Origin of the sequence: Methylophilus aquaticus, assembly GCF_030769565.1 — a bacterium.
In the GTDB taxonomy this organism is placed as follows: Bacteria; Pseudomonadota; Gammaproteobacteria; order Burkholderiales; family Methylophilaceae; genus Methylophilus; species Methylophilus aquaticus.
In genome coordinates this window covers 41,339-54,029 of record NZ_JAVCAP010000016.1, presented here as the reverse complement: position 1 = coordinate 54,029, position 12,691 = coordinate 41,339, and the positions used below count along the sequence as shown (strand labels likewise).

Below are 12,691 nucleotides of genomic sequence, written 5' to 3'. Positions count from 1 at the left end.
CGTAGTGTGCAGGCTGCTAGGGCGAGTTTCGCGACCGCTTACTTTGTTGAGCAACGCAAGGGAGCCGAAGGCCGTGATGGCTGGGTGTCGTCCTCTTTGGTTACTTTCTGGGGGACAAGCACCAGAAAGTAACTCGCCTAGGGGCGAAAAAACTCAACCCAAAAACTTAGGCCATTGGTTATAACCCTTTTCTGGATTATTTGCACCATATTGCACAATCAGCTTAGCCTCAATTCTGTTTATTTCTTCAGTGCTTTCAGACTCAAAAAGAATTTCTTTAGTGATAGTAAAACTCTTTAACTGTTCTTCTGAAAAATCTTTTTTGACGAGCAAATCATTAACACTGCCAAAATATGTCAATGTATTTGTCAGGTCTTTACCAATATATATCTTCCCATTCGGGTAGGTGATTTTATAAATAACCTTTTTTATAGGAGAGGGGGTTATTTCAACCATCTCGCGATATCCATCGCATAATAAGTCAGCACCCCATCCGCCCCTGCCCGCTTAAACCCCAACATCGCTTCCAGCACACAGGCTTTTTCATCCAGCCAGCCATTTTGGGCGGCCGCTTTGAGCATGGCATACTCCCCACTCACATGATACGCATAGGTCGGCACACCAAACTCTTCCTTCACGCGACGCACAATATCCAGATAAGGCATGCCTGGTTTCACCATCACCATATCCGCACCTTCTTCAATATCAAGTGCGACTTCTTTCAGGGCTTCGTCTGAGTTGGCAGGGTCCATCTGATAGTTGTATTTATTGCCTTTGCCCAGATTGGCAGAAGAGCCGACAGCATCTCTAAACGGCCCATAAAAAGCAGAGGCGTACTTGGCAGAATAAGCCAGAATGCGGGTGTAGATATAACGGTGCTCTTCGAGCGCATCGCGAATGGCGCCAATGCGACCATCCATCATGTCGGAAGGCGCCACCACATCTGCACCTGCTTCAGCATGACATAGGGCCTGCTTGACCAACACCTCAACAGTTTCATCATTCAGCACATAGCCGGTATCATCGATCAGGCCGTCCTGACCATGGGTAGTGTAGGGGTCGAGAGCAACATCGGTGATGATGCCCAGTTCAGGGAAGGCTTTTTTAAGCGCGCGCACCGTACGGGGCACCAAGCCCTCGGGATTGTAAGCTTCCTTGGCATCCAGGCTTTTATAGGCTTGCGGTACGACTGGAAATAAAGCCAGGGCAGGAATGCCCAATTTCACGCACTCTTCTGCCGTTTTCAGCAGCACATCTATGCTCTGACGCTGCACGCCGGGCATGGAGCTGACTTCTTCCACCTTAGCTTCGCCTTCCAGCACAAATACCGGATAAATCAGGTCATTCACGGTGAGCACGTTCTCACGCATCAAACGGCGCGAAAAGTCGTCTTTACGCATGCGACGTGGACGGATGGCTAAAAATTGATCGCTCATGATGGTTTCCTTTTTTCACCCCAAAAGACAGAGAACATCAGAAGACTAAAACACATGATAGCCTCTGGCTTTGCGCGGTGCTCTGTGTCTTCGTGTGGGGAAGCTTTTTTCTAATGCAATTGTTTACGCAAACACTCTGGCCAATTCGGCGCCAGGATCTTCCTGACGCATAAACGCTTCGCCCACCAAAAAGCCGTTCACATGATGGCTGCGCATCAGTGCGACATCTTCTGGCGTGAAGATGCCCGATTCAGTGACGACAAAGCGGTCTTCCGGCGTTTTTTCGAGCAAGTCCAGCGTTGTTTGCAAGGTGACGTCAAACGTACGCAAATTGCGGTTATTGATGCCCAGCAGAGGTGTTTCCAGTTGCAAGGCCAGCTCCAGCTCATCTGCGTCGTGTACTTCTACCAGTACCGCCATGCCCAGATTATGTGCAGTCAGTTCAAGCTCACGCATTTGCGCCAGTTCCAGCGCAGCCACAATCAGCAAGATGCAATCTGCGCCCATGGCACGCGCTTCGTAAATCTGATACGGATCTATCATAAAGTCTTTACGCAACACTGGCAGTTTGCAGGCTGCGCGCGCTTGTTTTAAATACTCGGCTGAGCCCTGGAAGTATTGTGCATCGGTCAGCACAGACAGACAAGCTGCCCCGCCTTTTTCATAGCTTTTGGCGATGGCAGCGGGATTAAAGTCTGCGCGGATAATGCCTTTGGACGGGCTGGCTTTTTTAATTTCAGCGATGACCGCCGGTTTATCGGCATCCACTTTTTTGACGATATTGCCGATAAAGTCGCGACAATCCGGCTCGTTCAAGGCTGCTTCACGCATGGCATCCAGCGACTTGATGGCCTGCGCCCTGGCTACCTCTTCACGTTTGGTTGCCAGAATTTTATTTAAAATATCACTCATATGTTTGTCCGTTTACTTTAATCCAGCCACCTTGCCTGCCCTGCGGGTCATGGTGGGTCCAGTGCATGATGCCGCCTTTTGGGTTGTAAATATACTCGCCTTTAAACAGCACCTGATCGCCAATATTGAGCTCGGCGCGGGGAGCCAGATCAATATTGTGCGCAAATAACAGGGTTTGCGCGGGTGAAACACGCAGCAGAAAACGCTGGTGGCGCGCGCCTGTGCTGTCATCGGCCAGCAGCTTGACCACTTCGCCACTGCCTTGTAGCCAGACATGGCTTTGCTTTTGCGCAAAAGCCTGCTCCAGCGCGGTGTTGCCCTTGCTGAGACCACCGGCAGAAAGGGATGTCAGGTTCAGTGTCTGAACCTGAGATTTTACCTCGATGGCCGACTGCGGCGCTTGGCTGGCAGCGTCCGGTTGCGGCGACTGCGAGCAGGCGCTCAACCAGGCAGCGATCAGCCACAAAGCCATGTGTTTCATGCAGCCTGGCTCAGCGTTTTGAGTTGCTGCAATTTATCGAGTGCCGCACCAGAGTCTATGGCATGCGCCGCCTGCGTGATGCCAGAAGTCAAATCAGTGGCCAGGCCGGACACATAAATGGCCGCCCCGGCGTTGAGCAGGACAATGTCGCGTGCCGGGCCTTTTTCACCCGAGAATACGCCCAGAATAATCTCGCTCGAATGCTGCGCGCTTTCAACACGAATACTATTGATATCATGCAAGGTCATGCCAAACTGGGTCGGATTCAAGATGTACTCCTTGACCTCCCCCCCTTTTAACTCGGCAACATACGTATCGGCTGAAAAGGAAATTTCATCCATCTCGTCGGCACTGTGCACCACCATCACGTGCTCACTTCCCAGCTGTTGCAGGGTGTGTGCCAGCAAGGGTACCAGATCTCGATGAAACACCCCCATCACCTGCCGTCTGGCGCCCGCCGGGTTGGTCATAGGGCCAAGCAAATTAAACAGAGTACGCACACCAAGTTCGCGGCGCACCGGTGCAGCATATTTCATGGCTGCATGGTGGTTAGGCGCAAACATAAAGCCAATCCCGGCTACATTGACGCAATGCGCGACTTGCTCTGGCGTCAGGCCAATATTGACACCCAGCGCCTCGAGTACATCGGCCGAACCACTTTTAGAGGAAGCCGCACGGCCCCCGTGCTTGGCAATGCGTGCACCGGCACCTGCCGCCACAAAGGCAGAAGCGGTGGAGACATTAAACGCCTTGTTAGGTGCTCCGCCTGTACCGCAAGTGTCAATTAAATGGCGCGAGTCAGTCACTGCTACCTTGCTGGAAAGCTCGCGCATGACTTGTGCAGCCGCCGCAATTTCAGTCACCGTTTCACCCTTGACGCGCAAGGCAGAAAGAAACCCGGCAATCTGTATCGCGGTGAATTCGCCAGCCATGATCTGCTGCATGATCTGCAGCATTTCATCGTGGCTGAAATCGGTATGGTCAATCAGCCGCTGCAAGGCAATTTTAGGCGTGATGCTCACGATCAATAGCCCTTCAGAAAGTTATCCAGCAACTCATGCCCATATTCGGTCAGGATCGACTCTGGATGGAATTGCACGCCTTCAATCGCCAGCGTTTTATGCTTGACCCCCATGATCTCGCCATCCTCGGTCCATGCCGTGATTTCCAGGCAGTCAGGGATGGTTTCACGCTCAATTACCAGCGAATGGTAGCGTGTCGCCGTGTAGGGGTTAGGCAAGCCTTTGAATACACCGGTATTGGTATGGTGAATCAAGGAAGTTTTACCATGCATCAGCGTTTTGGCTTTGATGATCTTGCCGCCAAAGGCCTGCCCAATGCTCTGGTGCCCCAGACAAACCCCTAGCAAGGGAATCTTGCCCGCAAAGGCATGGATCAGTGGCACCGAAATACCCGCTTCATTAGGTGTACACGGCCCGGGTGAAATCACGATTCTTTCCGGCTGCATCGCCGCAATCTGTTCCAGCGTGATTTCATCATTACGATGCACATGCACGTCTTGTCCCAGCTCGCCAAAATACTGTACGAGGTTGTAGGTAAAAGAGTCGTAGTTATCGATCATTAACAACATTTCAGGCTCCTTTTTCCGTTGTGACTTGATTGCTGGCCAAGCTGTCCAAGCCCGCTTGCACCAGTTCCGCAGCACGAATCACGGCCTTGGCTTTGTTCTGGGTTTCTTCCCATTCGCTTTGCGGCACCGAGTCAGCGACAATACCTGCACCGGCCTGTACGTAGAGTTTTTTATCTTTAATCACTGCGGTACGAATGGCAATCGCCACATCCATATCGCCATTAAAGCCCAGATAGCCCACCGCGCCCGCGTAAATACCGCGCTTGGAAGGTTCCAGCTCTTCGATGATTTCCATGGCACGCACTTTAGGGGCGCCAGACACAGTGCCCGCCGGGAAGGTGGCTTTCAGCACATCAATCGCATCCAGGCCCGGTTTAAGCTGGCCTTCGACATTGCTGACAATATGCATCACATGCGAGTAACGCTCAATCGTCATGTTGTCGGTCACCTTGACCGTGCCGGTGAGTGCCACACGGCCCACATCGTTGCGGCCCAGATCCATCAACTGCACATGTTCGGCACGTTCTTTGGGATCAGCCAGCAATTCGGCTTCCAGCGCCAGGTCATGCTCGCGATTTTTGCCGCGTGGGCGCGTGCCTGCAATCGGGCGTGACGTCACGGTGGTGTCTTCCAGGCGCACCAGAATTTCGGGGGAGGCGCCAACGACATGGTGATCGCCCATGTCGTAATAGAACATATAAGGCGACGGGTTGAGGCTGCGCAGGGCGCGATACAGGCTCAGTGGCGGCGCATCAAAGTCTTGCGACATCCGCTGGCTGAGCACTACCTGCATGATGTCGCCTTCCAGAATGTACTGCTGCGCTTTTTTCACTGCTGCCTTGAAGTTTTCTTCGCCAAACTCTGACACCGCCTGAGTTTTGGGCGTGGGTAAAGATTCCGGAATACTGACACTGGTGCGCAGCTTTGCCAGCAGCGCATGCATGCGCGCGCAGGCTGTTTCATAGGCATTGGCCTGTGTCGGATCGGCATAGACAATAAAATACAGCTTGCCAGAGAGGTTATCGACCACAGCAATCTCTTCGGAGACCATCAACAGGATATCCGGCACACCAATCACATCCGGTTTGGGCTGCTTGCACAGGCGCTTTTCAATATACTGGATGGTTTCATAGCCAAAATATCCAGCCAAGCCACCGGTAAAACGTGGCAAACCAGCATACGGTGGGGTCTTGAAGCGGCCCTGGTAGGCTTTCACAAAATCCAGCGGATTCTGGTCAGTATGAGAAGACTCAATGATGGTTTCGCCCTGAATCACCTGCAATTGCTGGTCGCGCACCACGATACGGGTCGTCGCGGGCAGACCAATAATCGAATAGCGGCCAAAGCGTTCGCCGCCTTGCACGCTTTCCAGCAGGTAAGAATAGGGTTGATTGGCCAGTTTGAGATACAGCGATAACGGTGTATCCAGATCGGCATAGGTATCGAGCACCAGCGGGATACGGTTGTAACCTTGCGCCGCCAGCGCGTCAAATTCGGTTTTACTTAAAGTGCTTAACATGATGCAAACTTTCCAGTGTGTAGGTTCGGTATTTTTCTGGTGAGCGCGTCACCAGAACGAGGGTGCGCATAGCGCACAACGGGAGGCTGAATCAGCCCCGCCACGAACGACGCCAGCTTAAAACCGGCCAACTGGAAGTGTGATGAGCACAAAACATCATGATAGGTTTGGTGTAGTTAATTTTCTGTTTAAAGTTTAAGTTGCGCGCGAACTATCCGGTTTGCATGTTTAACGGATACTCCAGCAAAGTGGTTAATTCCGTTAACTGTTGCACGGTGGCATCCACCTTGGCAGCATCAATCGTGCGGCCTTGATTATACCCATAAGGCACAGTCACCACAAAGCATCCCGCAGCTTGTGCCGCAGCGATATCAGTATCCGAGTCGCCCACCATGACGGCCTGCGCTGGCAATATGGCCAGTGTTTTGCAAACATGCAATAGCGGCAACGGGTCCGGTTTCTTTTTGGGCAAACTGTCACCCGAAATCACCATTGCAAAAAAATCGGCCAGCCCCGCATGCTTTAACAAGGGCAGCGTGAACTTTTCCGGCTTATTGGTCACACAAGCCATTTGATAGCCTTGCTGTTGCAAACTTTGCAATGCACGCAACACCCCAGGATAGGCCAGGCTTTCAGTGGCATTTGCCGTGTAAAATCCGTGATACAAAGGTTGCGCCTGTGCAAACAGTGCGGCATCTGGCTCCACCTGCGGGTTCCCGGTCAGGCAACGCTTAATCAGGTTTTGTACGCCTTCGCCAATATAAGTGCTGATCTGCGCCTGTGGCAACATGGGTTTTCCCAGCGCCACCAGCATCCGGTTAGCCGCCTCGGCAATCTGCGGCGCGGTATCAAGCAAGGTACCGTCGAGGTCAAACATGACTAACTTGACTTGAAACCGCATTTTAAACCGCGCGCATAACTTGCAAATTAAACGCTTGCCAACGATGCACGCATGGCCTTGACCACGGTGTCGTAACGGTTAGGGTCTGTGTCTTGTGGTGCACCAAAAATCGCGCTACCCGCGACAAAAGTATCGGCACCGGCTTTGGCAATTTCAGCGATATTGCTGGCATTCACGCCACCATCGACTTCCAGCCAGATTTGACGGCCGGTTTCTGCGGTATAGGCATCAATGCGGGCACGCGCTTCTTTCAGCTTGCCCAGGGTGGATGGAATAAATTTCTGGCCACCAAAACCGGGGTTTACAGACATGAGCAGAATCATATCCACTTTATCCATCACGTAATCCAGATAGCTTAAAGGGGTTGCCGGGTTAAATACCAGGCCGGATTTACAGCCCAGATCACGAATCATCGCCAGACTGCGATCAATATGGCGTGAAGCTTCCGGGTGAAAGGTGATGATGTCAGCGCCCGCTTTGGCAAAGTCAGGGATGATGCGGTCTACAGGTTCCACCATCAAATGCACATCAATCAATGCGCCCACATTGTGTGACAGCTCACGAATCGCGTCACACACCAACGGACCAATGGTCAGGTTAGGCACAAAGTGATTGTCCATCACGTCAAAGTGCACGATGTCGGTGCCAGATTTGATGACATCTTCAATTTCCTGACCCAATTTGGCAAAGTTGGCAGAAAGAATACTGGGGGCAATGCGGTAAGTTTTGTCCATGCTGAAATCCGTTTTAAGGTTTGAATAAAAACTGGGGTTACAATCTTGTCTGCGTTTAAAACACAGTTTGATTTAAAAAATTAGCAAAACCAATATTTTAACGCCATTTTGCACAGTTTCCACAGGTTTCTTGATTGTACTTGGCTAATATAAGAAAATGTCAGCACTTTTTGTTTAGATCACCATCGAAACCAACCATGATCCGCTTGCAAGCGCTTGTTTGTTTTACCAATTGTCGCCACACGTGGGTAAAATAGCGCCATGCAACTGTATACCATCGGTGTCAATCACACCACCGCCCCTATTGATATCCGCGAGAACGTTGCGTTCAATAACGAAATTCTGCCGCAGGCTCTGGCCGATTTAAGCCGCCAGCAAGTGGCCGAGGTGGCGATTTTATCGACCTGCAATCGCACCGAAATTTATGTGCATACCATCCGGCCTGAAGCGGTGGTGGACTGGCTGGCCAATTATCACAAACTCAATCCGCAGCATTTGATGCCTTACACCTACACGCTGAGCAGCCACGAGGCTGTTAAACATGCCTTCAGAGTGGCCAGCGGACTGGATAGCATGGTGCTGGGTGAAGCGCAAATTCTCGGGCAGTTCAAACAATCGGTCAAAATTGCGCATGACACAGGGACGCTAGGCACCTTGTTGCATAAACTGTTCCAGCGCACCTTTGAAGTGGCGAAAGAAGTGCGTACCAACACCGACATTGGCGGCAGCTCGATTTCGATGGCGGCCGCAGCGGTGAAACTGGCGCAGCGTATTTTTGGAGACATCTCCAAACAAAAAGTGTTATTTATTGGCGCAGGCGAAATGATAGAACTCTGCGCCGACCACTTTGCCGCACAAAAACCAAAAAAAATCACGGTAGCCAACCGCACACTGGAACGCGGCGAACAACTGGCAGACAAAATTCGCGGGCAAGGCCTGGATGTGCAGGCCATTTTATTAAATGACCTGCCTGCGCGCTTTCATGAGTTTGATATCGTGATTACCAGCACTGCCAGCCAGCTACCGATTGTCGGCCTGGGCATGGTTGAACGGGCAGTCAAAGCGCGCAAACATCGCCCGGTATTTATGGTCGATCTGGCTGTGCCACGCGATATTGAGCCAGAGGTGGCCAACCTGGACGATGTCTTTTTATACAGCGTGGATGACCTCGCACAAGTGGTGTCCGAAGGTCTGGGTAACCGGCAAGAAGCGGCCATCAATGCAGAGCAGATCGTCAACACGCGGGTCGAGCATTTCATGCACTGGCTGAACACCCGCCAGGCAGTGCCCACCATCAAAGCCTTGCGCGATCAGGTCGATACCATGCGCCAGACTGAGCTGGAAAAAGCACTCAAGCTGCTGCAAAAAGGCGAGACACCGGAAAAAGCCCTCGAACAGCTTAGTAACGCGCTCACCAACAAATTTTTGCATGCGCCTAGTCATGCCCTTAACCACAGCCATGGTGATGCCCATGCGCATATGGAACACCTGGTCAAACAACTTTTTCAACTCAAAGAATAAAATACCCGTGTCCGGCCGCCCTTTACGGCTGCCGATACACTCTTTAGGTAAATACAATGAAACCAAGCATGTTGCAAAAGCTCGCCAATTTAAGCGAGCGCCTCGAAGAGCTTAACCGCCTGCTCAGCAGTGAAGGCGTGACTGACAATATGGATAATTACCGTAAAATCATGCAGGAACATACGGAAATCACCCCCATCGTCGAGCAATACCATATTTACGCGCAAACCGAGTCCGATCTCAAAGAAGCACACAACATGCTCTCCGACCCGGACATGAAAGAGTTCGCGCAAGAAGAAATCGATAACGGCAAAAAACGCCTGGAAGAAGTGGAACTGGCCCTGCAAAAACTGCTGCTGCCCAAAGACCCTAACGATGACAAAAACATCTTCCTCGAAATCCGGGCCGGTACGGGCGGTGATGAATCCGGGCTGTTTGCCGGTGATTTGTTCCGCATGTATTCGCGCTTTGCTGATCGCCAAGGCTGGAAGGTAGAAGTGGTCTCCGCCAATGAAGGAGAGGTCGGAGGCTACAAGGAAATCATCGCCAAAATTGAAGGCTATGGCGCTTATTCAAAAATGAAATTTGAATCGGGCGGTCACCGCGTACAGCGCGTACCGGATACCGAAACTCAGGGGCGCATTCACACTTCCGCCTGTACCGTCGCCATTTTGCCCGAGGTTGCCGAAGTCGGTGATGTCGAAATCAACCCGGCAGATATTCGTATCGATACCTTCCGTGCCAGCGGTGCGGGTGGTCAGCATATTAACAAGACCGACTCTGCCGTGCGGATTACCCACGCACCGACCGGTATTGTGGTCGAATGTCAGGATGGCCGCAGCCAGCACGCCAACAAGGCCCAGGCCATGATGGTGCTGGCCGCCCGTATCAAGGCCAAACAGGTGGACGAGCAAAACAGCAAAATCGCCTCGGAACGCCGCAACCTGATTGGTTCCGGTGACCGCAGCGAGCGCATCCGCACCTACAATTACCCGCAGGGTCGGATCACCGACCACCGCATCAATTTAACCCTGTATAAAATTGAAGCCATTACCGAAGGCGACATGGATGAGCTGATTAACGCACTGGCAAACGAGTATCAGGCAGACTTGCTGGCGAGTTTGGGTGAAGATAACTAATGAAATTGTTTTATTTTACTATCACCCTGATACTATTTTTGAACAAAGCTTTTGCTGAAGAGATAAGCATTGAAGATTCATTAGCATCTGTGCCAAAATCAGTAGAAACCTCCATTCGCGCACAAAAAAACTTTGAATTTTCTAACTGTAAACTCAAAGGACAGCTCATTAACCTCACAGATAGTGATAAGGCTTCTGACTATGTTGTAACTACCTCAGAAGCATGTGGCTGGGGAGCAAGTACAGGACCTATTTGGGTTGTAGCAAAATTAGATGGTTCCTATACAGCTCTACTGGCAACATCTGCATACACTGTTGCAATGAATAAAAACAAAAATCATGGTCTGCGCCAAGTTGTGACGACTAGCGGTACCGCTGGACATGCATCTTATACGCGCTGGGGCTTTACTGGCAAAAACTACAAACAGTTAGAGAACTATGTATTCTTCCCTGATGATAAAAAGCTATGCAAGGCGCATCAAGATATTTGTCCTTTTGAAATGGAACACTAGATCGAGCTTAGGCTGGACTCTTTTCAGTCCGCTATATCGCTAACCTAACAATCATATACGGCATACCGCACACGGGCATGCCCTAACAATCAGATGCCTGAAATTTGAGCGGATGCTTACCATGCATAAATACAATGATCATGACATCTTTTAAGATACCCAGCGCACCGCGCAGCATCCAGAAAGACAACCCCATCAAGTTTCTGCTGGATAGCGAAACCATAGACTGTCTGGCGCACAATATCGCGCTGGTACACCCTGTATTTGATGCACAAGCGTTCAAGCGGTTAGCGCTTACCAACATTGCCCCGCTCGGCATTATGGACCGCTCAGCCCATATCGCTGCAGCGTTAAAAGCCACCCTGCCTGCAAAGTTTTCAGAGGCGGCGGACATTCTGCTGCAGACACTCACACCGCCGAATGTGCATACCGACCGTTTGGGATTAAGTGTTTTTTTCTACCTGCCCCATACGCGCTTTATTGCAGATTACGGGCGGGATGCTCAGCACAATTCAGGTGAAGACCCTTTTGACGTCGCCATGCGTGCCCAATACGAGCTGACGCGCCGTTTTACGGCAGAGTTTTCGATTCGTCCTTTTTTGACGCACGACTTTGAGCGTACCCTTAACCAGCTTCAACAATGGCTAAATGACCCGGATCCGCATGTGCGCAGGCTATGCTCCGAAGGTTCTCGTCCGCGACTGCCGTGGGGCGCACGGATTCCACAACTGATTGCTGACCCTTCACCGGTATTACCGATTCTGGAGGCCCTGAAGAATGACCCCAGCCTGTATGTACGCCGGAGTGTGGCCAATCATCTGGGCGATATCGCCAAAGATCACTCGACACTGGCGTTTGAAGTATGTGAGCGCTGGCTGACAGATGCAGATAAAGACCTGAAATGGGTCATTCGTCACGCGGTGCGCCATCCGGCCAAGCAGGGTAACGCCACGGCACTGGCGATTCGCAAAGCGGCTGGGGGCAGATAAATGTTACCGACCATTCGCTCTTGCCTGGATGCCGCCAAAATGCAATTGTCACAAGCCATGCCGGTTGCCGAGGCCAGCATTGAAGCCCGCATATTGCTGATGGAAGTCTTGCAAGTGAATCATGCCTGGCTGTTGGGGCATGCACTGGAGTTGTTGAGTGAGCAAAAGCAAGCAGCCTTCAATGCGCTGCTTGCACGTCGACTGCAAGGCGAGCCTGTCGCCCATATTTTGGGGCACCGCGAGTTTTTTGGATTGCGCCTTAAAGTCACTCCTGACACCTTGATCCCACGTCCGGATACCGAAACGCTGGTCGAAGCCGCATTGGAAAAAATCAACTGCCATGCACGCGGGAAACCCTTGCAGATACTGGATTTAGGCACAGGCAGCGGGGCGATAGCACTTGCAATTGCCAAACATGGACCGGACTGTATGGTGACGGCCGTAGATGCCTCCCCCGCGGCTCTGGCCGTTGCGCAACACAATGCAGAAAGCTTGGGCATCGACAATGTCCGCTTTATTGCAAGCCACTGGTTTTCAGCAATAGACGAGCAGCGGTACGATCTGATTGTGAGCAACCCGCCCTACATAGAAGCGGACGACCCGCATTTGCAAAGCGGAGACTTGCGCTTTGAGCCACTCAGCGCGCTCGCCGCAGGGCCGGATGGCCTGAGTGATCTTCGCATAATTATTGCAGAAGCCAGTGCACACTTGCAGCCCGGCGGCTGGCTGATGCTGGAACATGGCTATCAACAGGCAGCCGATGTCGCTGGATTGCTGCAAGCAGCCGGGCTGGTGAATATCAGTCACGCCACTGATTTGGCGGGTATACAACGCGTCACCCTGAGCCAAGTCAGCGAGCCAGATCAACATATGAGCCAAGTCAACTAAGCCAGGTCGATCAGGATCAACCAGCGCCTACGCTTGCCAGGCGTTAACAACTGCGCAAAAATAGCTAC

Annotated in this window: 14 protein-coding genes; 5 read left to right on the top strand and 9 right to left on the bottom strand. The window is 51.7% G+C overall.

All coding sequences use genetic code 11. The features are described 5' to 3' along the window. Positions 1 to 153: 153 nt before the first annotated feature. The 9 genes from Q9291_RS08770 to rpe all read right to left on the bottom strand — a co-directional run bounded on the left by Q9291_RS08770 (position 154) and on the right by rpe (position 7,574). The gene (locus tag Q9291_RS08770) at positions 154 to 456 is read right to left on the bottom strand and encodes a GIY-YIG nuclease family protein (RefSeq protein ID WP_306389661.1); all 303 of its coding nucleotides are present in this window, start codon (positions 454 to 456) and stop codon (positions 154 to 156) included. After that, positions 444 to 1,436, bottom strand: coding sequence for a porphobilinogen synthase (hemB, locus tag Q9291_RS08765; protein WP_306389660.1), 993 nt, complete (start codon positions 1,434 to 1,436; stop codon positions 444 to 446). The genes Q9291_RS08770 and hemB overlap by 13 nt, the downstream gene beginning before the upstream one ends. A 123-nt stretch (positions 1,437 to 1,559) precedes the next feature. Then, positions 1,560 to 2,348: an indole-3-glycerol phosphate synthase TrpC gene (trpC, locus tag Q9291_RS08760; RefSeq protein ID WP_306389659.1), complete on the bottom strand. Its 789-nt coding sequence runs from the start codon at positions 2,346 to 2,348 to the stop codon at positions 1,560 to 1,562. Further along, entirely contained in the window at positions 2,341 to 2,820 is a 480-nt protein-coding gene (locus Q9291_RS08755) for a DUF3465 domain-containing protein (protein WP_306389658.1), read from the bottom strand. Before Q9291_RS08755 ends, trpC begins: the two co-directional genes overlap by 8 nt. Positions 2,821 to 2,825: 5 nt before the next feature. Then, positions 2,826 to 3,851, bottom strand: a complete 1,026-nt coding sequence (trpD, locus tag Q9291_RS08750) for an anthranilate phosphoribosyltransferase (protein WP_306389657.1) — start codon at positions 3,849 to 3,851, stop codon at positions 2,826 to 2,828. Positions 3,852 to 3,853: 2 nt separating this feature from the next. Continuing rightward, a complete protein-coding gene (locus Q9291_RS08745) occupies positions 3,854 to 4,420 on the bottom strand; it encodes an aminodeoxychorismate/anthranilate synthase component II (RefSeq protein WP_306389656.1) in 567 nt (188 codons plus the stop codon). Position 4,421: 1 nt separating this feature from the next. Further along, on the bottom strand, positions 4,422 to 5,939 hold the full coding sequence (trpE, locus tag Q9291_RS08740) for an anthranilate synthase component I (protein ID WP_306389655.1): 1,518 nt from the start codon (positions 5,937 to 5,939) through the stop codon (positions 4,422 to 4,424). A 211-nt stretch (positions 5,940 to 6,150) separates the two neighbouring features. Further along, positions 6,151 to 6,840 carry a phosphoglycolate phosphatase gene (locus tag Q9291_RS08735; RefSeq protein ID WP_306389654.1) on the bottom strand — a complete coding sequence of 230 codons (690 nt, stop codon included), beginning with the start codon at positions 6,838 to 6,840 and terminating at the stop codon, positions 6,151 to 6,153. Positions 6,841 to 6,866: 26 nt separating this feature from the next. Continuing rightward, entirely contained in the window at positions 6,867 to 7,574 is a 708-nt protein-coding gene (gene rpe / locus Q9291_RS08730) for a ribulose-phosphate 3-epimerase (RefSeq protein ID WP_306389653.1), read from the bottom strand. A gap of 261 nt (positions 7,575 to 7,835) precedes the next feature. On the opposite strand from rpe, the gene hemA reads away from it, so the two are divergent. The 5 genes from hemA (at position 7,836) to prmC (ending at position 12,623) form a co-directional block, all read left to right on the top strand. Further along, complete coding sequence (gene hemA / locus Q9291_RS08725) at positions 7,836 to 9,095, top strand: glutamyl-tRNA reductase (RefSeq protein WP_306389652.1); 1,260 nt, start codon at positions 7,836 to 7,838, stop codon at positions 9,093 to 9,095. A 56-nt stretch (positions 9,096 to 9,151) separates the two neighbouring features. Beyond that, positions 9,152 to 10,234, top strand: coding sequence for a peptide chain release factor 1 (prfA, locus tag Q9291_RS08720; protein WP_306389651.1), 1,083 nt, complete (start codon positions 9,152 to 9,154; stop codon positions 10,232 to 10,234). After that, a complete protein-coding gene (locus Q9291_RS08715; protein WP_306389650.1) occupies positions 10,234 to 10,746 on the top strand; it encodes a hypothetical protein in 513 nt (170 codons plus the stop codon). Before prfA ends, Q9291_RS08715 begins: the two co-directional genes overlap by 1 nt. Positions 10,747 to 10,886: 140 nt before the next feature. Continuing rightward, on the top strand, positions 10,887 to 11,735 hold the full coding sequence (locus Q9291_RS08710) for a DNA alkylation repair protein (RefSeq protein WP_306389649.1): 849 nt from the start codon (positions 10,887 to 10,889) through the stop codon (positions 11,733 to 11,735). Next, a complete protein-coding gene (gene prmC / locus Q9291_RS08705) occupies positions 11,736 to 12,623 on the top strand; it encodes a peptide chain release factor N(5)-glutamine methyltransferase (protein WP_306389648.1) in 888 nt (295 codons plus the stop codon). It abuts the gene before it with no gap. Positions 12,624 to 12,691 lie beyond the last annotated feature (68 nt).

Excerpts from the sequence above, each read along its gene's own strand:
- Q9291_RS08770 (WP_306389661.1), bottom strand. The coding sequence starts at position 456 with ATGGTTGAAATAACCCCCTCTCCTATAAAAAAGGTTATTTATAAAATC.
- hemB (WP_306389660.1), bottom strand. The coding sequence starts at position 1,436 with ATGAGCGATCAATTTTTAGCCATCCGTCCACGTCGCATGCGTAAAGAC.
- trpC (WP_306389659.1), bottom strand. The coding sequence starts at position 2,348 with ATGAGTGATATTTTAAATAAAATTCTGGCAACCAAACGTGAAGAGGTA.
- Q9291_RS08755 (WP_306389658.1), bottom strand. The coding sequence starts at position 2,820 with ATGGCTTTGTGGCTGATCGCTGCCTGGTTGAGCGCCTGCTCGCAGTCG.
- Q9291_RS08745 (WP_306389656.1), bottom strand. The coding sequence starts at position 4,420 with ATGTTGTTAATGATCGATAACTACGACTCTTTTACCTACAACCTCGTA.
- trpE (WP_306389655.1), bottom strand. The coding sequence starts at position 5,939 with ATGTTAAGCACTTTAAGTAAAACCGAATTTGACGCGCTGGCGGCGCAA.
- Q9291_RS08735 (WP_306389654.1), bottom strand. The coding sequence starts at position 6,840 with ATGCGGTTTCAAGTCAAGTTAGTCATGTTTGACCTCGACGGTACCTTG.
- rpe (WP_306389653.1), bottom strand. The coding sequence starts at position 7,574 with ATGGACAAAACTTACCGCATTGCCCCCAGTATTCTTTCTGCCAACTTT.
- hemA (WP_306389652.1), top strand. The coding sequence starts at position 7,836 with ATGCAACTGTATACCATCGGTGTCAATCACACCACCGCCCCTATTGAT.
- prfA (WP_306389651.1), top strand. The coding sequence starts at position 9,152 with ATGAAACCAAGCATGTTGCAAAAGCTCGCCAATTTAAGCGAGCGCCTC.
- Q9291_RS08715 (WP_306389650.1), top strand. The coding sequence starts at position 10,234 with ATGAAATTGTTTTATTTTACTATCACCCTGATACTATTTTTGAACAAA.
- Q9291_RS08710 (WP_306389649.1), top strand. The coding sequence starts at position 10,887 with ATGACATCTTTTAAGATACCCAGCGCACCGCGCAGCATCCAGAAAGAC.
- prmC (WP_306389648.1), top strand. The coding sequence starts at position 11,736 with ATGTTACCGACCATTCGCTCTTGCCTGGATGCCGCCAAAATGCAATTG.